The following is a 24,055-nucleotide window of genomic DNA, read 5'->3' on the forward strand; positions in this document are numbered from 1 at the left end:
AATTTTCACCGCTTTTGTTACAGCGTGTTACGTTAGCATTGAATCTGTTTCCGTTCGTTACAATGGACGAAGTTTGGGGCCAGAGAACAGGAGGACGAACACTGTGAGCATTCCGCGGCTGTTGGTGGTGGATGACGACCCTGAAATGCGGTCGATGATGACCCAGTTCCTGCAACAGAATGGCTTCATTGCGCTGCCCGCCAGTTCCGAAAGCGAAATCCGCGCCCATCTCAAGTCGGGTCGGATCGACCTGATTCTGTTGGATGTGATGCTGGGGGATGAAAACGGCGTTGATATCTGTGCCCGCCTGCGGGCCGAACAGGACGTGCCGATCATTCTGGTCTCGGCCTTGTCCGCCGATCATCAACGCATGGCCGGGTATGAGGTGGGCGCCGACGATTACATCGCCAAGCCTTTTAATCCGCAACTGATGCTGGCTCGCGTACGCGCCGTCATGCAACGGGCGCGTCGTACACCTTCGCTTGCCTATCGCCGCCGCACCCGCTCCTTTAAGTTTGACGGCTGGCTCTATGACGGCAAACGGGACGAAGTGCATTCGCCCGACGGATATCTGGTATCCCTGTCGCAGCGAGAAACAGCAATGCTCAAGGTTTTTCTGGCCAACCCGCATATTCCCCTGACCCGGGATGAAATCGCCGCGGCCCTGGATGTAACAGGCGCTAATGACAAGAGCGAAGGCCAGGGACGCGCCATCGACATGCTGGTCGGGCGGCTGCGATCCAAGATCGAAGCCAACCCCAAAGACCCGCAAATGCTGAAGACCGAACGCGGTGTGGGCTATATCTTTGCCGCAGAGGTGTCTGTGGACGAAACCGCATGACCGTCCGCGCCACGCGCCTGCGCAGCCTGGGCTGGATCTGGACCTGCGCCGCTTTTACCTCGGGGTTGCTGGCCGCAGGCCTTTGGTTCGCCTCGGCCCGGGCATGGCAGGAATTCCAGACCCGTGCATATGTTGCCGGGTTCGCTATTTACGAGGATTTGCGCATCGGTAAATCCCCACCGCCAGGCATCTCCATCGTACCATTGCCGCCCAAAGCAGCCAGCCTGGCGGATGCCGGGCAGTTTGAGCAACTTCCCGGGTTTTCGGATCGCAGCTTTGTCACCAACCTGTCGATCCTGACTGACAGCTCAGCACCCGTTTCAGGCCGAGAGCTGACGCTGGCTGTGATGTCAGACCGGCTGGTTTACCCGGTGTCCGACATCCTCTCCGGCATCGACCAGACCGGCCCTGAGAAAATGGGCAACCTGACCCGGCTTTTGGCGACCTATTGCAGCGAACCGATACTGATCGCCCGCTATGGGCGCGGCGCATGGCAACAGGTGGACGGGACAGATATCTGGGGATGCCGTGCAGCCCCAACCGACCTGCGTCTGCCTACGATTCTGGTCGCTATTGTCGCGCTGGCGGTGATCCTGACCTCGGTGGGCAATGTATCAGACAGTTTCACCCGCTTTTCTACTGCCTTGCGCGACCGCAAAAGGCGGGGTGGGCCGAACAGTTATGAGGCCGATGGCCCGGCCGAACTGCGCGACATCGTCTCTGCCGTGAACGAGCATCTGGACGCAGAGCGCATGCAACTGGAAAAGCGCGCCACTGTTTTATCGGGTGTCAGCCACGATCTGGGCACCCCGGCCACCCGCGTCCGGCTGCGTGCCGCATTGATCCCAGATGCCGAGCTGCGCGAAAAACTTGAGGCCGATGTCGATCAGATGACCGGCATGATCGAAAGCGTTCTGACCTACACACGGTCCGAGCTGAGCATCGAAGAACCGCGGCAGATTTCACTGACGTCGCTGGTCGAGGCTCTGGTCGCGGACTATCAGGATATGGGACTGCCGGTGACCCTGAAAAAGCTGGCCCCAGTGGCGGTACAGGGCGGCACGTCCGTTTTCATGTCGCGCCGAGGGCATGGATCCCTGCCCGAGACCCGGCGGATACTGGTCGTTGGCAGGCCAATTTCGCTAAAGCGCGCCCTGACCAACCTGATCGACAATGCGCTGAAATATGGGCGCCATGCCGAGGTTCAGCTGGAAACCGATGCCAAAATAGCAACCATCACCGTCGAGGACAAAGGGGCCGATCTGTCCGTCTCGGATATCGAAGCCCTGATGGCCCCGTTCCGGCGCGGGTCAAACTCCGGGTCTTCGGATGGGTTTGGTCTGGGACTGACAATCGCGGCGACAATCGCGGAACAGCATGGCGGCACCCTCAGCTTCGAAGCCGGAGAGCAAGGCCTGCGCGCACGTCTGCAGATCACCAGGCAGTGACGATTCATGTCATATAGCTACGCACCAGCGCGCTTGCGATCAGCGACCAGCCGTCGGCGATGACAAAGAAGGCTAGTTTGAACGGCAGCGACACTGTTGCAGGCGGAACCATCATCATCCCCATCGACATCAGCACAGCGGCCACCACAAGATCAATGATCAGAAACGGCAGGAAGATCAGAAACCCGATCTGAAACGCCCGCGCTATCTCAGAGAGCATGAAAGACGGCATCAAGATCGACAAGGGTGCCTCGGCCGACAAGGACACAGTATCACCCCCAGGGCGTAGGGCCGCCATGGCATGGAAGGTATCGGGATCAACTCGCCCTGCCATAAAGGCACGAAACGGCTGCAACGCGCGCTCCAACGCTGGTTCGACCTCCATCGCTTCTTCGACCATGGGGCGAATGCCTGTGGCCCAGGATTCGGAAAAGACCGGCTCCATGATGAAATAGGTCAGAAACAGTGCGAGGCTGACGATCAGCATGTTGGGGGGGGATTGCTGCAATCCGATCCCTTGCCGCAAGATGGCCAGAACGGTGATCAGGAACGGGAAACAGGTAATCATGATCGCCAGCCCAGGCGCAAGGCTGAGCACGGTAATCAGCAAAATCAACTGAATGGTGCGCGCGGAGATCGAACCACCTTCGCCCAGCGACAGCGACACCTCTTGTGCGGCGGCCAGAGACGGGGTCAGCGTCAGCAACACCGCCACCCAAAACAGGAAACGCATTACCCGATCCCGTTTTGCAGATCCGCGATTTCGGTTAGGCGCACGGCCAGTTGCCCGGCTTGATCACCCTCCATCTCTTCCAGCAGACCGCGCGCCACCAGTTGATCGCCAACATATAGGTCCACAGGATCTTCGATCCGTTTGTCCAGGGTGAGAACAGCGTTTTCCCCCATATTCAGCAGATCTCGGATTAGCGGGCGCGCCCGACCGACTGACACGGTTACCTCGATCGGAACGGAATCAAACGGGCTGGCTTTTTCGGGTTTGGGGGATTGCGGGTCACTCATTGTTCAATGCCTCTTTTGCCTCATACACGTAAGCGTCAAATGCTGAACGGATTGTCTCTAGCAAGGCGCTGCTATCCACCTCTCGCTGCGAGGTACCAACCTGCAGACGTGCCTGACCGGCCCCAAGAGACGGGTCCTCGACAACGCGGGTCGGGGTGGCCAATTCGGGGGGCAACAGCCCTTCGACAACACTCGCGAACCCCGAAGGCACAAAGATTTGCATCGGTTGGCCAATCTGTTCACCGGCCATTTCTGTAAGCTGTTCGACCAGCCGCGTGGCCTGCCCCCGATCCAGGGTGTTCGGCAACACCAGATTGACGAGGCTCTGGAACATGGGCTCCAACGACAGTGTCATCCGGCTCGTCGCCTCATGATAGGTAAAGGACATATCCTCGAGCGCGCGGGCAAGGTTGTCTGATACCTTTCCACGACCCTGTTCCTGGGCCTGAAGGGCATCGTCCCAACCAGCGCTGTAGCCGTGTTCGAAGGCGCCTAGCCGCTGTTCCTCCAGCGCCTCTTCGTCCAGAAAATGAACTTTGCCGCCGCCGGCCTGTACAGTGAAATCCTCAAGAAGATGAGCTATCGACATCACGCACGCTCCTCACTTTCTTCAAGCCAGCTGCGCAGAATTTCCACGGTTTCCTCCTGCTTGTCTCCGATCATGGCGCGCAGCCGATCAACCGGATCAGCGCCTGGATTTGCCGCCAATGCCGGCACGTCTGCTGGGGCGTGCCCCGGAATGGCGGCGAATTGCCCGCCCTCTTCGGTCGCGATCTCACCGGTCAGAACTGCCTCGGGCTCTGGCAGTGTTCCCGCTGGTAAAAGGGCGGGGGCAAGGGCCGGTTTCATCAGGATCGGACGGATCACGAACAATCCCAGAACCAGCATCACGATCGCCAGAACGGCCATTTGGACCAGTGACATCGCGTCAAAATGAACCTGCTGCCAGATCGAGGACGAAACCACAGTTCCGCCAGGCTCTACTGCGGGCAGATCCAGCGATTTCAGGGTGATGACATCACCTCGTTCTGCATGGAACCCAACGGCCGAGGCCACAAGCTCTCCCAATGCGTCAAGCTCGGTCTGAGGCAATGGCGCAAAGCTTTCTGCACCCGAGGCATCAACCGAGCGCATTCCATTCACCAGCACCGCCACTGTCAGGCGCTTGATCGCCCCGGGTGCGGTGTGAACCTCTAGCTCCGTCTCGGATACCTCATAGTTGACCCTCTCCCGCGTCTGTGTGGCATTTGAATTGGATGCATCCTCACCTGCGCCGTCGCCATCGGGCAGGTTCGACGCCACCGTGACATCGGACGATTGGTTCCGGGCGCTGTCAGACCGTTCCTCGACATCGGTGCTGATGGCTACGCGCCCCTTAGGATCAAAGCGCCTTTCACGGATGGATTCGGTTTTAGTGACCGTATCGACACTGACTTCGACGACTGCATTTCCGGCCCCCACTCGGGCCTCAATCAGACGCAGGACCCGTTCGCGCAGCTGGCGCGACTTGTCATCCGCAGAATCTGCCGCAACCGCAGTCTCTTTTGCGCCAATGACCGCACCATTTGAATCAATCACCGCCACATTCTCGGGTGCGAGGCCGCTGACGGCAGAAGAGACCAGAAAACGGATCGCCTTGGCCTGATCCGAAGTGAAATCCGCACCCGAGGACACCAGATAGACCGAAGCCGTCGGCGCGACGCTGCGCTGAAACGGGTTCGTTGACCCGTTGGCAATATGCACGCGTGCCTGACTTATGTGAGGGCTGCCGACAATCGTGCGTGCAAGCTCACCCTCTTTCGCACGCCAATAGGCAGCATCGAACATTTGCGAGGTGGTGCCAAAACCGCTGAGTGAATCCAAAAGCTCATACCCGCGGTTTCCGTTCGCAGGCAGGCCTTCGCTGGCCAGAGTCATGCGCAATTCGTCCCGCTGCGAGCCGGGCACGTAAATCGAACCGCCTCGAATCTCATACTGTACGCCGCGCTGATCCAGTGATCGAACGATATCCCCCGCCGCGGCGCTTTCCAGCCCGGCATAGAGTAGGGTCATCGACGGCGCCGTCGCCAACCGCGACATCGCAAGGACCCCCAAAAACACCAGCACAACTGCACCGGCGACAATGATTTGCTTTCGCCTGTCCAAACTTGCCCAGACAGTTCCGATCTGCTGCACGCTCACCTCCGACTCACCGACATTCTGCCCGGCGCACCCCCTGTTTGGACGATTGCCCTTAACAATCGGTTAGTCCCTGCCGGGTTATGACATCCCCAGACTGAATGAATGAGGACGTCATGACTGACGCGACTGCAGAACAGGCAGAAGCCCCGGAAAAATCGGGAAAAAAAGGATTGATCATTGGGGTGATTCTGGCCGTTGCCGGGGCTGCGGGCGGGTATTTCCTGACCACTTCGGGACTCCTGCCATTTGGCGGCCAACCAGCCGCGGAAGACGCCAAGGAAAAAGACAAAGGGACCGAGGTTAAAGCCCTGCCTGAGGTTGGTTTTATCGACCTGCCGGCGGTGATCGTCTCGGTCAGTGCCGGCGATTCGCGGCACCTGAAATTCCATGCCCAGCTTGAGGTGAACAGCAGCTACGCCTCGGATGTCGAGAAGATGAAGCCTCGAATCATGGATGTTCTGAACGGGTATCTGCGGGCGGTCGAAGTGTCGGACCTGGAGGATTCGCTCGCACTGATGCGCATTCGCGGTCACCTTTTGCGTCGCATTGAAATCGTCGTCGGGGAAGGGCGCGTGCGCGATGTCCTCGTGATGGAATTCGTATTGAATTAGGAGGCCGAGATGGAGCTGATTGCAGATATTTTGCTGGTCGCAGGTGCGCTGGGCGCGGGTCTTTACTGTTTTGTGCTGTCCCGTCGGTTAAAGCGGTTCACTAATCTGGAACAAGGTGTCGGTGGCGCGGTCGCTGTCCTGTCATCCCAGGCGGATGAGCTGAAGAAATCGCTTGATTCGGCACGAACTGCTTCGGACCAGTCGGGCCTTGTACTTGAGGCACTGACCCAAAGGGCGGAATCGGTTGCTCAGCGGCTCGAACTGATGATGGCCTCGATGCACGATGTCATTCCGGCCGAAGAACCCGCCGAAGACATCACGGTTGAAGAACCCAAGCTGCAAGAACCCGGAGCCGAGGAACCAACGGCGGAACCTGAGCCTGATGAGGCTCCGGTCGAAGCGGTGGAAAAGCCAGAAGCCCCTGTCGCGCCCAAATCCGGGGACGCTAAGGAAAAAAAGCGCCCGGGCGGGCTGATGTTTTTCCGCCACGACCGCAATAGCGAAGAGGCCGCGACATGAGCGGACGCGTTGTAGAGAAACGACCAAGAAGCGGTGTGCTGACAGTGATCTCACTGTTGATGCTTGGATCAGCCGCGATTCGGCTGGGGTTTGAGGCTGCACCAGCCCTGGCAAAAGGGGCCGAACAGGCAGAATCAAAACCGAAAGAGACCCAAGCAGAACTGCCCGGTGCCCGAATATTGCTGACCGAATTGCTGCGGCGCGAAGAAGCGTTGAAAAAACGCGAAGCCACAGCCATTGATCGGGAAAAGGCGCTGGCCATTGCCGATGAGGCCATTGAGACCCGCCTGGCCGCCCTGCAGCAGGCCGAAGAGGCGCTGCGTGAGACGCTGGCCATTGCAGAAAAAGCGGCTGAGACAGACCTGACGCGCCTGACGGATGTCTATCAGAACATGAAGCCGAAAGATGCGGCCGCCCTGTTTGAAACGATGGACCCGACCTTTGCCGCCGGATTCCTGTCACGGATGCCGCCCGATGCCGCAGCCGGTGTTTTGGCAGGCCTGAACCCCGAGGCTGCCTATACAATCAGCGTGATTATGGCCGGGCGAAACGCTTCGGCTCCGCAGGAGTAGCCCCCATGATTTTCAACCCTGCATCGGAATTCGCCGGAGACCTCTTATGATCGGAATTGTCGGAATTGTTGTTATTTTCGTCATGGTGTTCGGCGGCTATTTGGCGGCTGGCGGGAAAATGACCATCATCATGAAATCCCTGCCGTTCGAGATGATGATGATCGGTGGCGCCGCGGTCGGCGCATTTATGATCAGCAATGACCTGAGCGCCGTGAAGCACACGATCAAGGATATGGCAAAAGTATTCAAGGGGCCGAAGTGGAAGCCCAATGACTACCGTGATCTACTGTGCCTGTTGTTTTCGCTGATCCGCATCGCCAAGGCCAACCCAGTCGAAGTCGAACAACATATTGAAGAACCCGAAAACTCGCCTCTGTTTTCGACTTATCCTAAAATTCAGGCCGACAAAGAAGCCGTCGACTTGATCTGCGACACAATGCGAGCTGCCTCTTTGAATTATGACGATCCCCACCAGGTCGAAGAGGTGCTGGAAAAGCGGATGGAGGCGAATTTTCACCACGCCATGCATTCTAGCCACGCGCTACAGACTGTTGCTGACGGCCTGCCCGCACTTGGAATTGTTGCGGCAGTTCTGGGCGTTATCAAAACGATGGGCTCGATTGATCAACCCCCAGAAGTGTTAGGAAAGCTGATCGGTGGCGCTTTGGTCGGGACGTTCCTGGGGGTCTTTCTAGCTTATGGGCTGGTCGGCCCATTTGCAGGAAAACTCAAATCCGTGGTGGAAGAAGACAATCATTTCTATCAGTTGATCAAAGAGGTTCTGGTTGCCAACCTGCACAACCACAACCCAGCCATGTGCATTGAGGTCGGGCGGCAGAACACTCCCACCCATAACAGACCGGGTTTCTCAGAACTTGAAGAGGCCTTGAAAGAACTCAAGCAGGCAGCGGCATGATCCGATGCGCCCTGATGGTTTCGGCAGCCCTTGCTGCCGCAGGACAGGTAAGCGCGCGCGATATTCCTGTGCGATCGGGTGAGCATGGCGGGTATACGCGTCTTGTTGTGCAGGTGCCCCCGGGTACGGAATGGGGTCTGAAGCAAACGAAGAATGGCGCAAGACTCGACATAGCGCTTTTTGATGCCGAATTTCAGACCGGGGCAGTGTTTCAGCGGTTGTCGCAGAACCGTCTGTCTGCGATCTCACAGACCAACCCGGGTGATGCGTTAGAGATGGAATTCGGCTGCGACTGCTTTGCCACCGCATTTCTGCATCAAAACACGATGATCGTTGTGGATATTGCGCCGGGGGCAGCCCTTCCACCGATCAGCAGCGACATTCCACCCCCAACGCTGCCCAAAGCCGCTGTGGTAAACGCCCCGCTGCCCGGGCCACAGGCGCTTGATCCTCTGGTATTGCCGCTTTTGAATCTCAATGCGCAGGTATTTGAGGACCAGCTATCGACGCGATTGTTGCAGGGCGCTGACCGAGATCTGGTTAATCTTGAACTATCTCAGATTGGGCCCAGGAACTCGAATGGCAATCAATCGCTCGACATGCCACCGCGTATGGACCTGAACATCGCAGTTACGTCGGTACTGGACGATCTGGATGGCTTGCTGGGACCATCCATTCCACAACTGGAAAAGAAACCAGCCTGCATTTCCAGCGCCGAGCTAGGCTTTGACAGCTGGTCCGATGGGCGCCTGTTCCCCGAACAGGTGGCAGAGCTGCGCACCGGCCTGTTTCAGGAATTCGACCGCGTTGATAAAGAACGGGCCCTGAAGCTTGCCAAGCTCTATGCGTATTTCGGCTTCGGTGCCGAGGCGGTTCGCAGCCTTAGCTGGATGGGTGAAGAGACGCCAGAAACGAACCGGATTTCTGCGATTGCCGCTGTTCTGGACGACCGGCCACTGAAAGGGTCGAATCCATTCCGCGACCTACAGCGTTGCGAAAGTGACGCCGCAATCTGGGCCGCTCTGACCGAGGGTAGGCTCGCCGAAGATGCCCAGATAAGGGTTATGGAACAATCCTTTGCTCGACTACCGGATCATCTGCGCCGGCAAGTCGGTCCTATGCTGTCCGACATTTTCGTTGCAGCCCAAAAACTTGAAGCCGCGCGGCGCGTCTTGCGGGCTGTTGATCGCATCGAAACCAAACCCAGCCCCGGCACAACACAGGCCAAGGCCGGTGTTGCAAAGGCTGAAGGTAATCAGGAAAAATCCGAATCCTTGCTGAATGACGTAGTGAGCAGCTCGGAAGCGGGGCTCGAAGCGCCTCTGGCGCTGGCGCGACTGATTGAACAGCGGTGGGCGGAACGCGGGTCAGCCTCCGCCCGGGAGCTCGAACTTGCCGCATCTTATACGGTCGAATTGCGCCGATCTGAGATCGGCCCACTTATGCAACGTACATATGCGCTGGCGCTGAGTTTGGGCCAAGAGTTCGACCAGTCTTTTGATCTGTTAGAAGATATTCCGAATTCAGCTGAAACGCTGGACCGGGCCGTTCAAGTACTGACTGCGCGCGCCGACGACGATACCTTTTTGCGGCGCATCTTCAACCTGCCCGAACCGATGGCACAATCGCTGACAACCGAAACAGCAATCTCCATTGCCGAAAGGTTGGCATCGCTGGGGTTTGCCCGTCCAACGCTCTTTTGGTCCAACCGACCTCTGGACACTATCAGGCGAAAGGACCGAGCCCTTTTGCGCGCGCAAGCGGCATTGTTGTCCGGCCAGCCACACAAAGCCTTGCTGGAGTTAGGGGATGACCCCTCGGACAAGGCCATGTCACTGCGGGCGCAGGCCGATCTGGATATAGGTGAGTTTGAAAATGCAGGGCGGGTATTGTTGCAGTTTGACAGGGTGAACGAAGCAGAAAGATTGTTCTGGCTTTCTGATAAGGAAGACGTCCCGCAGCCTGCGGTCGACCAAAAATTCGGACAGGTCAGGCGGTCGACTCTGGCATTGGCAGAACCTGTAACCAGGATTGAAGAACAACCATTGGCGGATGCAACTGCCCTGCTTGAAAACAGCGCCAACGCCCGGGAGAATATCGCTCAGCTTCTCGCACTTGTGAGGGCAGACTGAAACGTCTGGGCAAAACTCAGGGTGGCCACCCAGTCAGGGCTGATCTCCTGACGAACCGCGGCATCCAATGCTCTGTTCCAGAGGGAAAACCCCATGAACAGAGCCTGAATTGGTGGGTTTAGTCAGTAAGGCGCCTCGACGTCATTCATCGAGACATAAACCGTTTTCATCTCGCTGAAATGATTGATTGCCAATTTCGAGTTTTCCCGCCCGACCCCAGACATTTTTGACCCGCCAAACGGGGCTTCAACCGGTGCGAGGTTGTAAGTGTTGATATAGCAGCTGCCCGCCTCGAACGCGGCCGCGATACGATGGGCTCGGGTCAGATCTTTGGTGAACACACCGGCTGCCAGACCGAATTCGGTGTTATTGGCGCGGGCCATCACCTCTTCCTCGGTTTCGAAATCCAACACTGACATAACCGGGCCGAAGATTTCCTCGCGCGCGATGGCCATGTCATCGGTCACATCGGCAAAGACGGCGGGCTGAATGTAGAACCCGTCGCCTTCGATACGCGCACCGCCATAGACCAAACGCGCACCTTCTGCCTTGCCTTTTTCAACATAACCCAGAGCGATATTCATCTGGTTTTCGCTAACCATCGGACCGAAATTAACCTCTTCATCCATCGGGTTGCCGATTTTCACATTCGCCAGACGCTGGGACAGGCGATCGAGGAAGGCTTCTTTGATGCCTTTGTGTACAAAAACGCGGGTGCCGTTGGAACAGACCTGACCCGAAGAGTAGAAATTCCCCAAAATGGCGCCAGACACGGCGTTTTCGATATCCGCATCGTCGAACACGATCATGGGGGACTTGCCGCCTAGTTCCATCGTGACATGCTTCATGCCATCGGCTGCCGCGGCATAAACCTTGCGCCCTGTCGGTACCGATCCGGTCAGCGAGACCTTGGCAACACGGGGGTCCGTCACAAGTGATGCGCCCACATCGCCATAACCCTGAATTACGTTATAGACACCCTTTGGTGCCCCGGCCTCGACCAGGATTTCGGCCACTTGCAGAGCAGACAAGGGCGTGGTCTCGGAAGGCTTGAATACCATCGTGTTGCCGCAGGCCAAAGCAGGCGCGCCTTTCCAGCAGGCAATCTGGGTTGGATAATTCCACGCACCGATTCCGACGCAAACCCCAAGCGCCTCACGGATCGTATATACGAAATCCCCACCACCCAGCGGGATATGCTCGCCGGTCAGCGAGGCCGCCAGACCTCCGAAATACTCCAACGCATCGGCTCCGCTAGTAGCGTCGGCAACCAACGTTTCCTGCAGCGGTTTTCCAGTATCGTGGGTTTCGATGATCGACAGATCACGATTGCGTTCGCGCATGATGTCCGCGGCGCGGCGCAGAACACGGCCCCTTTCGGTCCCAGACATCGCGGCCCAGTCTGCCTGTGCCGATTTTGCGCTGTTTAGAGCCTGATCTATGATCTGCGGAGTAGCAGAATGCAGCCGTGCGATCACTTCCCCTGTTGCAGGGTAGATCACGTCTATGGGTGCTCCGGTCGTATCGTCGACATATTCACCGTTGATGAAATGGCTCGCCTTGGGCTGAAATCTCATTGTGGGGATTCCCTGATCAGAAGCTGTTTCCTCCGCATCTATATTTTATTGACTCAGCAGTCAATAAAACTGATCCAGAGCGATTTCCTGCCAATTCCAACAGGCCGCGGCTTGAAATTTTCGGTTAATGTTCTATTTATGTTCTACATAGTCAGAGGATCAACCGATGGCCCATTCATTGCGAAACGCCGCCCCGCACGGCCCGACAAACGACTATCACCTGCTGCCCGCCACCGATCGGCAGATACGCTATGCCCGCGCCATCGCGGAGCAAACTGCACTTGAGATTCCGGTCGAGGCGCAGCGCGACCGTCAGTCCATGTCTGCCTGGATTTCCAAACACAAACCTGATGATCCCTCGCCATTTGCAAATTACCCGACCGGCAAGCAGGTTGCCTTTGCCGAACGTATCTCGCGCAGCAAACGCCGCCCAATCCCGTCGGAGTGCTTTCGCGACAAACAGATGATGTCGCGTTGGATAGATCAAAACAAATAGACGAAATCAGAGCCTAATCCGGACTATGATTGCGGGCATACAACGCCACCGCCGCCGCGACGAACAGGCCCAGTAGGATATAGCCGGTCACCGCCTCGGCCACGGCCAGGGCGCGGCACAGCCCGGTTGGGGACATATCGCCGTACCCAACGGTGGTGAATGTAACATAAGAAAAATACAGGATATCAGCGGGCCCTTGCGCCCCGATGACGCAATTATCCTGGTACCCGAATGCGCCATAGGCAGCGGCGAACAGGAACGGAACGACCTGAATAAAGGACACACCCATCAAAAACAGAATGCGGCGCGGTGATTTCACCTGAGTCATATAGAACCAGGATTGAGACACCATCCACACAACCAGCCCCACAGAGGCGATCGTACCGATCGTGTCACCTGCAGTGCCCTCGCTCAGACGGGACAGACCGAACCATGCGAGGAAACTGGCAACCACCATTGCGGCTGCCGCCAGCAGCGTTGATTTCCATTCTTCCAAAGTCGTGGGTTTTCGGGACATGGAACCTCCAACGCGCTGAAATCTCCGGGATTATCCGGTGGACTGTCCTGCGTGGCAACCAGATTTCAGCAAATCAGTCTGCGCCCAGATGCTCCTGTCCCCGCTGACGTGCCAGCAGGATCTGTTTTTGACGTTCCCGGAACCGGGTTTTGTCGACCTCAGAGGTTTCCTCTATGCATTGATGGCAGGACACGCCGTGTTCGTATTCGGCACGTTTCACATCCTCGGGAAGGATCGGGCGACGGCAGCCATGGCACAGGTTGTGCGGCCCTTCGACCAGCCCATGCCCAACAGATACGCGGTTGTCGAACACAAAGCATTCGCCCTGCCAGGTGCTGTTCTCGACGGGCATTTCCTCGAGGTATCGCAAGATGCCACCTTTCAGGTGATAGACATCCTCGACCCCCTGACCCAACAGGTAATTGGTGGATTTCTCACACCGGATGCCACCCGTGCAAAACATCGCCACACGCTTATTGTGGAACCGGTCCTTGTTTTCTTCCCACCAGGTGGGGAATTCACGAAAACTGCTTGTTTCAGGGTCTAACGCGCCCTCAAACGTACCGATTGCCACCTCGTAATCATTTCGGGTGTCGATCACCACCACATCATCCGAGCGGATCAGATCATTCCAGTCTTCGGGCTCGACATAATTGCCGACACGGGCGCGCGGATCGATATCCGGTTGGCCCATGGTCACGATCTCTTTTTTCAGGCGTACCTTGATCTTGCCAAATGGCGGTTGGTCAGACGTGGCCTCTTTCCACTCCAGATCAGCACAGCCGGGCAGCGCACGGATATGGGCCAAAACCGCGTCAATGCCAGCGCGGGGTCCGGCAATAGTGCCATTGATCCCTTCCTGTGCCAGCAAGAGCGTCCCTTTGACCGATTGCGCGCGGCACAGCTCAAGCAAGGGCTCACGAAGGGCTTCGTGGTTGGCGAACCGGGTGAAATGATAGAGAGCAGCGATCGTATACATGCGCGCGGTCTAAACCCGCGCGGACAGAGTCGCAAGAGACCGGATTGACGCCCCTTGTCGCGCCCACTACCGATAACGCAACCGAAGGAGGTCCCCATGACCCATGCCCTTATTGTGATCGATGTTCAGAACGATTTCTGTCCCGGCGGTGCGTTGGCGGTTCCCGGCGGAGATGAGATCGTGGCTCCGATCAACGCGATGATGCCAGATTTTGACGCGGTGATCCTGACTCAAGACTGGCACCCTGCGGGGCATTCGTCCTTTGCCAGCAGCCATGCGGGCAAAAACCCCTATGACATGACCGAGATGCCTTATGGGCCTCAGGTTTTGTGGCCAGATCACTGCGTGCAGGGAACAAATGGGGCAGCATTTCATGCGAACCTGCGTACGGATGGCGATCTGATCCTGCGCAAAGGGTTCCGCAGCAACATCGATAGCTATTCGGCGTTCTTTGAGAACGACCAGACCACGCCCACCGGGTTGGAAGGGTATCTGCGCACCCGTGAAATCGAGAGACTGACACTCGTCGGACTGGCCACGGATTTCTGCGTCTACTACTCTGCGGTTGACGCAGCGCGGCTGGGTTTCGACGTGTCAGTTCAGATGAGAGCCTGCCGGGCAATTAATCTGGATGGGTCATTGGCCTCGGCAGAGACCGCGATGAAAGATGCTGGCGTTCGGCTGATTTAAGGGGTTGCCCCCGCAGCCGCCAGATACTTGAGCAGTGCAAAGATAATCACCGCCAACCCCAAAGCAAACCCAACCCGGCCTGGTACAGTTCGGCGCTTTGGTCCGACCGATTCCGCCTGCTGTGGCCTAGGTTTCCACATCGGAACCTCTTTGGGCAACCCGGCGCGCGGCTTGGCGGCTTTTACATCGTTCATGAACTTCAGGAAATCAAACTCGCCGCAATATTCGCCTTTGACTCCCGTCGTCCGGATATTGTGAAACAAGGCTCGCAGAATGCGATCCCTGTCCGCCGTATCCTGTGGACGGTAATATCCATGGGTAATCTCGCTGCGCGTCGAATCCAGACCAAAACCGGCATCATGAAAAATTTTGCGTATTTTGGGTGACGCTGCCCGCAATGCATCGGCTGTTTTCACATTCCGAAACAGCGCACGCACCTTGCGTCCGTTTTGCGCCCCTGACGGGGTCGTCTCCGGATCGTTTTCCCCCGAAGCGATCGTTACAATATCAAAGTCGTACTCGAGAACCATTCACTAACTAAACCTCGACTATCCATCCCCCTCTTTCCACTAACCGGTGAAAAGACCCCACAATATGCTCGCATTGTGACTTGACCTTGTCATTGTCATCAATTTAGCGACTCTTGCCATTCCACGCACCTATTGATCTAACAACGGAAATCGCAGGAGTTCCCAATGGTCGATATTGCGACGCGAGTATACAATCACAAATGGAAGATTGACCCGATTGTCCGGTCTTTAATCGACACAGACTTCTACAAACTGCTGATGTGCCAGTCAGTGTTTCGAAATAAGCCCCAAACGGATGTGGTGTTTTCACTTATTAACCGGTCGAATCACATTCCATTGGCTGAATTGATTGATGAGGGAGAGCTGCGCGAACAGCTGGACCACATTCGGTCACTCAGCCTGAGCCGGGGGGAAAGCACTTGGCTGCGCGGCAATACCTTCTATGGCAAACGTCAGATGTTCCGTTCGGATTTCATGGGGTGGTTCGAGAACCTGCGACTGCCGCCCTATCACCTTGAACGCAAAGGTGATCAGTACGAATTGACCTTTGAAGGCAAATGGCACGAGGTCATGCTGTGGGAAATTCCTGCATTGGCAGTCCTGATGGAGCTGCGATCCCGCTCGGTGCTGAATGCGATGCGGCGGTTCGAGCTACAAATTCTCTATGCTCGTGCGATGACCCGTGTATGGGAGAAAATCGAACATCTACGAGGGATTCAGGGGCTGGGCATCGCCGATTTCGGCACCAGACGGCGGCATTCCTTTCTATGGCAGGACTGGTGCGTCCAAGCCATGATCGAAGGTCTGGGCCCTGCATTTACCGGCACCTCGAACTGCCTGATCGCCATGCGGCGCGAGGTCGAGGCCATCGGCACCAATGCCCACGAGTTGCCCATGGTTTACTCTGCGCTGGCTGATACTGATGAGAAACTGGCGCAGGCACCCTATGACGTGCTTAGCGATTGGCACGAGGAACATGACGGCAACCTACGGATCATCCTGCCTGATACCTATGGCACCAAGGGTTTTCTGGACGACGCGCCAGATTGGTTGGCGGGATGGACCGGCATCAGAATCGACAGCGGTGATCCGGCAACCGGTGCAGAAACTGCGATCAAATGGTGGCAATCGCGCGGTGAGGATCCCAAACAGAAACGCGTGATCTTTTCTGACGGTCTGGATGTCGGCAAAATCCGCGAACTGCAAAGTCAGTTTGCAGGCCGCACCAAAGTATCCTTCGGCTGGGGCACGCTGCTGACCAATGATTTCAGAGGGCTGGTTCCCGATGACGCGCTGGCACCCTTCTCGTTGGTCTGCAAGGCGGTTTCGGCCAATGGTCGCCCGACGGTCAAACTGTCGGACAACCCGGAAAAAGCGATGGGTCCGGCAGATCAGATTGAGCGCTACAAACGTGTCTTCGGCGTCGGGGTGCAACAGCCAATCGAGGTCATCGTTTAGGCCCTAACCATGGAACGCAGCTACCGTTTTCACCTGTGAGAACCCGTACAGCGCTTCGAACCCTTTTTCGCGACCATGGCCAGATTTCCCGACACCGCCAAAGGGCAGCTCCACACCGCCGCCAGCGCCGTAATTGTTGATAAACACCTGCCCCGACCGCAACTTCTTTGCCAGCCGCATCTGCCGCGCGCCATCGCGTGTCCAAATGCTGGCAACCAGCCCGTAATCGGTGGAGTTGGCGATCTGCAGGGCCTCTACCTCGGTCTCAAAGGGGATCAGCACTTGGACTGGGCCGAAAATCTCATCCTGTGCCAAAACATGATCAGGGGGTACGTCGGCAAACAGGGTCGGTTGCACATAGGCGCCAGTCTCGGGTGCGTGGCCAACAATCGGCCCCTGGCCCACGATATTCAGATCTGCGCCTTTGTCGATAAATCCAGTCACGATGTCCTTCTGGCGCGCTGAAATCAGGGGCCCCAGGCGCAAATCTTCGGACGCGGGCCCAACGGTCAACTCGGAATAGGCCGAGGCCATGCGCGATTTGACCTGCTCATACACTCCGCGTTGCACCAGAACGCGGGAGGAGGCCGAACAGGTCTGCCCTGCGTTCTGAACGCCCGCATTCACCAGAAATGGCAGGGCCGCATCCAGATCTGCATCGTCGAACACCAGCTGCGGGGATTTCCCGCCCAGCTCCAGCGTCACTGGCACCACGTTATGCCCAGCGGCCTGTTGCACCAACGCGCCGGTGGCAACGGAGCCGGTGAAAGACACATGCTGAATCCCCGGATGCGCCGACAGCGCCGCCCCGGCCTCGGCCCCCAGCCCCGGAACCACGTTCAAAGCGCCCGCCGGCAACCCGGCCTGCTGCGCCAGATGGGCAAAGGCAAGCGCGGTCAAACAGGCCTCTTCCGCTGGTTTCAGCACACAGGCATTGCCCATCGCCAAAGCCGCCCCGACAGAGCGGCCGATGATCTGCATAGGGTAATTCCACGGCACAATGTGGCCCGTCACACCATGCGGTTCACGCAGGGTATAGACGGTATAGCCATCCAGATAAGGGATCGTTTCGCCCATCACCTTATCCGCCGCGCCTCCGTAAAACTCACAATACCGCGCCAGTGCCACCGCATCGGCGCGCGCCTGTGTCAGGGGTTTGCCGACATCCATCGCTTCCAACGCGGCCAGATCATCGACACGCTCCAGCACCATCTGACCCAACCGGGTCAGAATGCGCCCGCGCTCTAATGCGGATTTGCGGCCCCAGTCCCCATCCAACGCTTTTTGGGCCGCGGCCACGGCTGCGTCGATGTCACCGGCATCTCCGCGCGCGATCCGGCAAAGTTCAGATCCGTCCGAGGGGTTGATCAGCGGCAGATCGGCCTGCGAGGCTGGGCGCTGCCATGCGCCGCCAATCAGGCACAAGCTGGGATCGAACCACAAGGGGTTGGTCATGTCAGGCTCCATTTCGTCTCTAACATTGAAGTTTACGCCACATCCTGACCGATATCCGGCAGGATAGGTGCAGCGGCAATCAGAGTTTGGGTATAAACGTGCTGCGGGTTGGAAAAGACCTGTTCCGTCTCGCCCTGCTCGACAATCTGCCCTGCCTGCATCACCAAAACCCGGTCGGTGATTGTACGCACGACGCTTAGATCATGGCTGATGAACAGATAGGTTAGGTCATAAGCAGCGCAGAGCTCGGCCAGCAGATCCAGAATTTGCGCCCGGACAGAAACATCAAGGGCCGAGACCGCCTCATCAAACAGGATCAGCTCGGGCCGGATGATCAGGGCACGGGCGATGGCAATACGCTGCCTCTGCCCGCCCGAGAATTCGTGAATATACCGACCCGCGTCATCGGGGCTGAGACCTACGGCTGTCAGAATCTCGGCGATCCGATCCTGCCGCTCGAACCCGGTTGGAGGATGTTCGAGCAGGTGAAACGGCTCGGTGATCAGGCGCGTGACCCGGTGTCGGGGGTTGAAGCTGCCATAGGGGTCCTGGAACACAACCTGCATCTTACGCCGGACGGCCAGATTGGGTTTGTGCCCGGTGAATACTGGCTGCCCGTCCAGCAGAATCTGGCCGCTCTGCACCTCTTCCAGCCCCAGGATAGCCCGTGTTAGGGTCGATTTTCCGCACCCGGACTCTCCGACTAGGCCCAAGCGCTCGCCTTTGTTCAGTGTAAAGCTGACCCCAGCCACAGCCCTGTGGTGTCGCGGCGCATCAAACAAGCCCTTTCGGGGCAAACGGTAATCCCGGACCACCTGTGCAACCTCAAGCAAAGGCTGTGTCGGTTTGGGTTCCGGCAGGTTGACCTGATGGCCCGAAGCCCGGAACAGCATGCGTGTATAAGGGTGCTGCATGTTCCGCAGCAAGGGTTCGGTGGCGCCGGCCTCGACGACTTCGCCATAGCGCATGACGATGATCCAGTCGGCCATATCGGCCACAACCGCCAGATCATGGGTGATCATTAGCAATCCCATGTCGTATTCGCGCACCAACCCCGTGAGCAGGTCTAGAATCTGCGCCTGCGTAGTGACGTCCAGCGCCGTCGTAGGTTCGTCCGCGATCAGCAACCTTGGGCGCAACGCGATGGCCATGGCGATCACCACGCGCTGACGCTGACCACCGGACAGCTCATGCGGATACCTGGACAGAGGGAACCTTTCGGGCGGAAGGCCGACGCGCGTCAGCACTTCTTCGGCACGGGACCGGGCCTGTGCAGTAGGCATGGCTTTGTGGATCAGGATTGTCTCCATCACCTGATCCCCGATGGTTTTGACCGGGTTGAGCGCGGTCATGGGTTCCTGAAACACCATCCCGACCGAGGCGCCACGCAGGGCGCACATCTCATCCTCGGAACAGTTCAGCAGGTCCAGCCCGTCCAACCGGATCGCGCCCGCGGCATCCGCACCGTTTGGCAGCAGTTGCATCACCGCCAACGCCGTCATGGACTTGCCCGAACCGCTTTCACCGGTGACGGCGACGATCTCACCCGACGCAACAGACAGGCTGACCTGTTTGAGGATGTCCATGCCATGAATCGACAGGTTGAGATTTTCGATTTCCAGCAAGCTCATGCGCGCGCCACCCGTATTCTTGGGTCCAGCCAATCCCGCAAACCGTCGCCCAGCAGGTTCAGCCCCAAAACAGTGACAATGATTGCAAGCCCCGGAATCAGAGCCAAATGCGGGGCAAAACTGACCATCGTCTGCGCATCTGCCAACATCCGGCCCCAACTGGGCGTAGGCGGTTGCGCACCCAACCCGACATAGGACAGGCCCGCCTCGGCAAGAATGCCAAGGCTGAATTGGATGGTGCCCTGTACGATCAGCAAGTTCGCCACATTAGGCATGATATGTTCCGCCGATATCCGCGCCGCGCCCTTGCCCGAGACCCGGGCGGCCAGGATGAACTCTCGCTCCCACAGGGACAGCGCAGCGCCACGGGTGATACGGGCAAAGACCGGAATGTTGAAGATACCGATGGCAATGATGGCGTTGACCGCCCCGGCACCGAAAACGGCAGTGATCAGGATGGCGATGACCAACGACGGGAAAGCAAAAACCAGATCGTTGCCGCGCATGATCACCTCATCCAGCCACGTGCCTTTGCGCGCCGCTGCCGCCAGACCAAGTGGCACGCCCAATGTCATGCCGATCCCCACCGCCACCAAGGCCACAGCGATTGAAGTGCGCGCACCCACCATGATCATTGAGAACATGTCCCGCCCAAAATGATCGGTGCCAAACCAGTGCTGCGCGTTGGGTGGTTGCAGCTTGGCGGGAATATTCAGCGCGGCGTGCGCATAGGGCGTCCAGACAAAGGAAAGTGCGGCCGCCAAGACCACCAGCGAGGAGAGCACTGCACCAAGGATGAGGTTGCGGCTCATGTCCTGCTCCTCAGACGGGGGTCAACGGCGGCATAGGCGAGATCAACCAGAAAATTCACCGTGATCACTGCAAAAACCAGTAGCATGACCACGGATTCCACCACGATCAGATCGCGGGCCGAGATCGCTTGAAACACCAGCCGCCCGAGGCCGGGCAGGTAAAACACCTGTTCGATAATGATGGACCCGGCCAGAAGAAAGGAAAACTGCAGCCCGATGATGGTCAACACCGGGATCAGCGCATTGCGCACCCCGTGACGCCACAGCGCCTGTCGGCGGGACAGGCCCTTGGCCCGTGCGGTGCGCATGAAATCCTCACCCAGAATATCCAGCAGGGCCGACCGCATGACCCTTGCAAGAATCGCCGCCTGTGGCAGAGCCAGCGCTATGGCTGGCAGGGTCAGCGAGTGTAGACCGGTCCAAAACCCATCGTCCCAGCCTGCGAACCCTCCAGCGTTGAACCAGCGCAGATTGATGGCAAAGACCAGCACCAGCATCATGGCAAACCAGAAATTTGGCACGGCGATGCCGAGCTGTGTGGCCCCCATGACCGCCACATCGCCGGGCCGCCCCCGGCGCGCAGCAGCGTAAATCCCTGCGGGAAAGGCGATCAGGGTTGAAAGGGTCAGTGCATAAAGCGCCAGCGGCAGCGACACCCAAAGTCGGTCCGCAATCATCTGCGACACCGGCGTGCGATAGGTGTATGAAGTGCCGAAATCCCCGACCAGCATTCCGCTGACCCAGTTGAAATAGCGCTGCGGTTTGGACACATCCAACCCCAGCTCGGCCCGCAGCGCGGCCAGCGTGTCCGCCTGCGCGTTGACGCCAAGCATGAAGGATGCCGGATCGCCCGGCGCGACCTCGATCACTGCAAAAATGACCACCGAGGCGATAGCCAGGCTGATCACCAGCGAAATCAGACGTTTGAGGGCATAGCGTAGCATTACAAACAGGTTACGGGTGCGAGCGGCGCCTACGCAACAGCTACTTGTAGGACTGCTGCTCTTGCCGGACCAAATCAGTCGCGCAGGTCGAAAGCTTCGCCGCGGGTGCGCTGTCCACCAGCGTTTCCAGATTTGTCTCGGTCCGGGCCAGTGCCGCCCGACGAAGGACCATCAGGCGCGCGCGAGGACTGTCCAGAAACTGCTCCTGCGGGATGAGCGTTTCCAGCGGGCTGTCGATGCGGATGACCTCGAAATAGCCGCCAAACAGGGCAAGGAAGGCAAAGGCGCAGTTTGGTGCCTCGGCCCCGCATTGGTCAGAACAGAGCTGCGCGATGGGGCGGGTCGACTGGGATGTCATCAACCAGTTTTCCACCGCCGGGCGCCAGCTATTGTCCACAGACAGATCGCCATATCCCAGCCCCAGGGCCAGCAATCCCGCCATGCCCAGCGCCTGATCGGAATTCATGTCAACTGGATCAGGCTGAATGTGGCGCAGCGCTGCCAGACCGTCGCCGCGCGGCTCGGGATCGACCGTCAGATAACTCAGATAAGGTTTGAGGTCCTGCATCAGCTGCCCATCCGCCAACAGATCGCCGCGCATTTCTGGATCGCCATAGAGCGCCACGATTCGCGTCGGGTAGTCCGTAGCTTGATGTTCTCCCAACGCATTGAGCTGTGCAATCAGCTTCGGGTCTGGTGTGGGGCGTTTGGCATCCAACAGCGCTTGGGCAAGCTCATTTCCACCTTTCGCCTCGACCAACAGCCAGGATCGGCCAAAGGCCGTCAGGTCTTTTTGACGAAACAGCTTGCGCGAACCCTTTCGGCCCAGCGATTGGCGGAACGGAGATGGTCCAAGATCGGCGGTTTCAATTCGCCCCAACAGCAGACGAGCCTGCGCGTTGCCATCAGCCGCCAGTTCTGCCAGCAGTGGCAGAGCGCGTTCATCATCGCCCTCCAGCCACAGTGTCACCGCCTGTTCAAGCGGCGTATCCCCTTTGGCGACCGGCGCAATCACGGCTAAAACCGCAATCATCAACGCAACGAGGGTTGATCTTCTCATGCGCCGGTCTCCTCTCTGGAACTGGTCTTATTCCGCCCAACTGATGGCGGTCAGGTCGATGGCCGCTGTGGGTGCGTTTTCCCAAAGGCCCTGAACGCCAGCCTTGGCAACGCCAAGCTTGGCCAGCTGGAACAGATACCCGTTGACGTAATCATTTGCGATCAGACGCTGCGCTTCGCCCAACAGGCGGGTACGCTCATCAGGGTCGGTGGTGGCGTTCAACGTCTCCATCAGCGTCTGAAAGTCGATGCTGTCATACTGGAAATAGTAGTCGGGCCGCGCATAGATGCCGATATCCATCGGCTCGGTATGGCTGACGATAGTCAGACCAAAATCCTTGCCCTTGAACACCGATTCCAGCCACTGCGCCCATTCGACATTGATGATTTCAGCCTCAATCCCGACCTCGGCCAGTTGCGCGGCGATGATCTCGCCTCCGCGGCGAGCATAAGAAGGCGGCGGCAGGTGCAGAGTGGTCTTGAACCCTTCGGCATAGCCCGCATCGGCCAGCAACTGCGCGGCCTTCTTGGGGTCATACGCCGAATTGCCGGTCAGATCGACATAGGCCGGGTTATGCGGGGCAAAATGCGTTCCGATGGGCGTGCCATAGCCGAACATCGCGCCGTCAATAATTGCCTGACGGTCGATGGCATGGGCCAGCGCCTGCCGCACCCGGATGTCGTCAAAGGGCGGCTGCTTGTTGTTGGTGGACAGAATCGTCTCACCCTCGGTCGAGCCGACAAGCACCTGAAAGCGCGGATCAGCCTCGAACTGCGGCATGTTCTCAGGCGCCGGGAAAATGTCGAACACATCCACATCCTCGGCCATCATGGCGGCAAAGGCGGCGGTCGGGTCCGAGATGAACTTGAATGTAGCAGACTCTAACGCGGGCTGATCACCCCAATAGTCGGGGTTTCGCGTCAGCGTGATGCTGTCCCCCTGCACCCAGTCCCCAAAGGCAAACGCGCCGGTGCCGACCGGGTTGGTCTTGATCGCCTCTATGCTTTCGGGGGCGACAATCACCGCATCCCCCCAGGCCATATTGAACAGGAAATTCCCGTTTGGCCCTGACAGGGTGACCTTGACGGTCAGCGGATCCACGACCTCAACGCTTTCGATCCCGGCAAACAGGGCCTTTTGTGCATTGGCGCTGTCTTCAGCGCGGGCCCGGTCGAGGCTGAATTTGACGTCCTCGGCATCCATGGTGGTGCCATCGTGGAAGGTCACACCATCGCGCAGCTTAAAGGTATAGACGGTGCCGTCGTCTGATATCTCCCAGCTTTCCGCCAGCCCGGGCACGACCGATCCGTCGCCCATGAACCGGGTCAGACCTTCGAAGATATTGGTATAGACAACCGAATCGATGGCCTGTGCCGCAGCGCTGGTCGGGTCCAGATGCGGCGGCTCAAGCTGCATTGCGATGGTGATGTCGGATTTGGCCAGGGCTTGGGTGGCTATCAAACTGGCTCCAATCGCCAGCGCCGATGCAAAAGACCGAAACATCTGCTTTGTCATATCGTTGTCTCCCCACTGAAACTGCGTGGTCCTGCATGTCGCGGACCGGTCTGCGGACCAATGTCCCTTTAAACCTTAGGTCAATCAAGGAAATGTTCGCGCAACCGGGCTATCTTTGGCCCGGCCCAATCTGCTATGCCGCACCGCAACA

At 58.1% G+C, this 24,055-nt stretch carries 24 protein-coding genes; 10 read left to right on the forward strand and 14 right to left on the reverse strand.

Annotated elements, in window-relative coordinates; genetic code table 11:
• Window positions 1–103: 103 nt before the first annotated feature.
• Both AC2FHW_RS17455 and AC2FHW_RS17460 read left to right on the forward strand, forming a co-directional pair.
• The gene (locus AC2FHW_RS17455; protein WP_271952387.1) at window positions 104–841 is read left to right on the forward strand and encodes a response regulator transcription factor; all 738 of its coding nucleotides are present in this window, start codon (window positions 104–106) and stop codon (window positions 839–841) included.
• Window positions 838–2,289, forward strand: coding sequence for a sensor histidine kinase (locus AC2FHW_RS17460; RefSeq protein WP_142638646.1), 1,452 nt, complete (start codon window positions 838–840; stop codon window positions 2,287–2,289). The genes AC2FHW_RS17455 and AC2FHW_RS17460 overlap by 4 nt, the downstream gene beginning before the upstream one ends.
• A 4-nt stretch (window positions 2,290–2,293) precedes the next feature.
• Here AC2FHW_RS17460 and fliP read toward each other — a convergent pair whose 3' ends face one another.
• Genes fliP through fliF form a run of 4 tightly spaced genes read right to left on the reverse strand, consistent with a single transcriptional unit; the run spans window position 2,294 to window position 5,484 of the window.
• The gene (gene fliP / locus AC2FHW_RS17465; RefSeq protein WP_271952385.1) at window positions 2,294–3,022 is read right to left on the reverse strand and encodes a flagellar type III secretion system pore protein FliP; all 729 of its coding nucleotides are present in this window, start codon (window positions 3,020–3,022) and stop codon (window positions 2,294–2,296) included.
• On the reverse strand, window positions 3,022–3,309 hold the full coding sequence (locus AC2FHW_RS17470; protein WP_271952383.1) for a FliM/FliN family flagellar motor switch protein: 288 nt from the start codon (window positions 3,307–3,309) through the stop codon (window positions 3,022–3,024). Before AC2FHW_RS17470 ends, fliP begins: the two co-directional genes overlap by 1 nt.
• Window positions 3,302–3,898: a FliH/SctL family protein gene (locus tag AC2FHW_RS17475; protein ID WP_496729257.1), complete on the reverse strand. Its 597-nt coding sequence runs from the start codon at window positions 3,896–3,898 to the stop codon at window positions 3,302–3,304. Before AC2FHW_RS17475 ends, AC2FHW_RS17470 begins: the two co-directional genes overlap by 8 nt.
• The gene (gene fliF, locus AC2FHW_RS17480; RefSeq protein WP_271952379.1) at window positions 3,898–5,484 is read right to left on the reverse strand and encodes a flagellar basal-body MS-ring/collar protein FliF; all 1,587 of its coding nucleotides are present in this window, start codon (window positions 5,482–5,484) and stop codon (window positions 3,898–3,900) included. The genes AC2FHW_RS17475 and fliF overlap by 1 nt, the downstream gene beginning before the upstream one ends.
• A gap of 119 nt (window positions 5,485–5,603) precedes the next feature.
• Here fliF and AC2FHW_RS17485 point away from each other — a divergent pair, with 119 nt between their 5' ends.
• Genes AC2FHW_RS17485 through AC2FHW_RS17505 form a run of 5 tightly spaced genes read left to right on the forward strand, consistent with a single transcriptional unit; the run spans window position 5,604 to window position 10,240 of the window.
• Window positions 5,604–6,101, forward strand: coding sequence for a flagellar basal body-associated FliL family protein (locus tag AC2FHW_RS17485; protein ID WP_271952378.1), 498 nt, complete (start codon window positions 5,604–5,606; stop codon window positions 6,099–6,101).
• Between the two features lie 9 nt (window positions 6,102–6,110).
• A complete protein-coding gene (locus tag AC2FHW_RS17490) occupies window positions 6,111–6,620 on the forward strand; it encodes a hypothetical protein (RefSeq protein ID WP_271952376.1) in 510 nt (169 codons plus the stop codon).
• A complete protein-coding gene (locus tag AC2FHW_RS17495) occupies window positions 6,617–7,192 on the forward strand; it encodes a MotE family protein (RefSeq protein WP_271952374.1) in 576 nt (191 codons plus the stop codon). Before AC2FHW_RS17490 ends, AC2FHW_RS17495 begins: the two co-directional genes overlap by 4 nt.
• 46 nt (window positions 7,193–7,238) lie before the next feature.
• The gene (gene motA / locus AC2FHW_RS17500; protein ID WP_271952372.1) at window positions 7,239–8,108 is read left to right on the forward strand and encodes a flagellar motor stator protein MotA; all 870 of its coding nucleotides are present in this window, start codon (window positions 7,239–7,241) and stop codon (window positions 8,106–8,108) included.
• Window positions 8,105–10,240, forward strand: coding sequence for a hypothetical protein (locus AC2FHW_RS17505; RefSeq protein WP_496708248.1), 2,136 nt, complete (start codon window positions 8,105–8,107; stop codon window positions 10,238–10,240). Before motA ends, AC2FHW_RS17505 begins: the two co-directional genes overlap by 4 nt.
• 122 nt (window positions 10,241–10,362) lie before the next feature.
• Here AC2FHW_RS17505 and betB read toward each other — a convergent pair whose 3' ends face one another.
• The gene (gene betB / locus AC2FHW_RS17510; RefSeq protein ID WP_496822338.1) at window positions 10,363–11,817 is read right to left on the reverse strand and encodes a betaine-aldehyde dehydrogenase; all 1,455 of its coding nucleotides are present in this window, start codon (window positions 11,815–11,817) and stop codon (window positions 10,363–10,365) included.
• A 166-nt stretch (window positions 11,818–11,983) separates the two neighbouring features.
• Between betB and AC2FHW_RS17515 the strand changes: the two genes are divergently transcribed.
• Window positions 11,984–12,313: a hypothetical protein gene (locus tag AC2FHW_RS17515; protein ID WP_496690257.1), complete on the forward strand. Its 330-nt coding sequence runs from the start codon at window positions 11,984–11,986 to the stop codon at window positions 12,311–12,313.
• 13 nt (window positions 12,314–12,326) lie between these two features.
• On the opposite strand, the gene AC2FHW_RS17520 is transcribed toward AC2FHW_RS17515, so the two are convergent.
• Window positions 12,327–12,830, reverse strand: a complete 504-nt coding sequence (locus AC2FHW_RS17520; RefSeq protein ID WP_281973307.1) for a potassium channel family protein — start codon at window positions 12,828–12,830, stop codon at window positions 12,327–12,329.
• 73 nt (window positions 12,831–12,903) lie between these two features.
• Window positions 12,904–13,809, reverse strand: a complete 906-nt coding sequence (gene trhO, locus AC2FHW_RS17525) for an oxygen-dependent tRNA uridine(34) hydroxylase TrhO (RefSeq protein WP_496694325.1) — start codon at window positions 13,807–13,809, stop codon at window positions 12,904–12,906.
• Between the two features lie 96 nt (window positions 13,810–13,905).
• Between trhO and pncA the strand changes: the two genes are divergently transcribed.
• Window positions 13,906–14,499, forward strand: a complete 594-nt coding sequence (gene pncA / locus AC2FHW_RS17530) for a bifunctional nicotinamidase/pyrazinamidase (protein WP_142638619.1) — start codon at window positions 13,906–13,908, stop codon at window positions 14,497–14,499.
• Here the strand turns inward: pncA and AC2FHW_RS17535 are convergent.
• Entirely contained in the window at window positions 14,496–15,029 is a 534-nt protein-coding gene (locus tag AC2FHW_RS17535; RefSeq protein WP_282022091.1) for a hypothetical protein, read from the reverse strand. The genes pncA and AC2FHW_RS17535 overlap by 4 nt on opposite strands.
• 165 nt (window positions 15,030–15,194) lie before the next feature.
• On the opposite strand from AC2FHW_RS17535, the gene pncB reads away from it, so the two are divergent.
• Window positions 15,195–16,487 (forward strand): nicotinate phosphoribosyltransferase, encoded by a 1,293-nt coding sequence (gene pncB / locus AC2FHW_RS17540; RefSeq protein ID WP_142638615.1) that lies wholly within the window; start codon window positions 15,195–15,197, stop codon window positions 16,485–16,487.
• 3 nt (window positions 16,488–16,490) lie between these two features.
• Here pncB and AC2FHW_RS17545 read toward each other — a convergent pair whose 3' ends face one another.
• From AC2FHW_RS17545 to AC2FHW_RS17570, 6 genes are read right to left on the reverse strand one after another with little or no spacing between them, the layout of a single operon-like run.
• Window positions 16,491–17,942 carry an aldehyde dehydrogenase family protein gene (locus AC2FHW_RS17545; protein WP_496702509.1) on the reverse strand — a complete coding sequence of 484 codons (1,452 nt, stop codon included), beginning with the start codon at window positions 17,940–17,942 and terminating at the stop codon, window positions 16,491–16,493.
• A gap of 32 nt (window positions 17,943–17,974) precedes the next feature.
• Window positions 17,975–19,573: an ABC transporter ATP-binding protein gene (locus tag AC2FHW_RS17550; RefSeq protein ID WP_142638612.1), complete on the reverse strand. Its 1,599-nt coding sequence runs from the start codon at window positions 19,571–19,573 to the stop codon at window positions 17,975–17,977.
• Entirely contained in the window at window positions 19,570–20,385 is an 816-nt protein-coding gene (locus tag AC2FHW_RS17555) for an ABC transporter permease (protein ID WP_142638610.1), read from the reverse strand. Before AC2FHW_RS17555 ends, AC2FHW_RS17550 begins: the two co-directional genes overlap by 4 nt.
• Window positions 20,382–21,329, reverse strand: a complete 948-nt coding sequence (locus tag AC2FHW_RS17560) for an ABC transporter permease (RefSeq protein ID WP_282027660.1) — start codon at window positions 21,327–21,329, stop codon at window positions 20,382–20,384. Before AC2FHW_RS17560 ends, AC2FHW_RS17555 begins: the two co-directional genes overlap by 4 nt.
• A gap of 40 nt (window positions 21,330–21,369) precedes the next feature.
• Entirely contained in the window at window positions 21,370–22,389 is a 1,020-nt protein-coding gene (locus tag AC2FHW_RS17565) for a hypothetical protein (RefSeq protein ID WP_496822340.1), read from the reverse strand.
• A 27-nt stretch (window positions 22,390–22,416) separates the two neighbouring features.
• Complete coding sequence (locus AC2FHW_RS17570) at window positions 22,417–23,904, reverse strand: ABC transporter substrate-binding protein (RefSeq protein ID WP_142638604.1); 1,488 nt, start codon at window positions 23,902–23,904, stop codon at window positions 22,417–22,419.
• Window positions 23,905–24,055 lie beyond the last annotated feature (151 nt).

The sequence above is a fragment of the Ruegeria sp. YTSA108 genome (assembly GCF_059610185.1).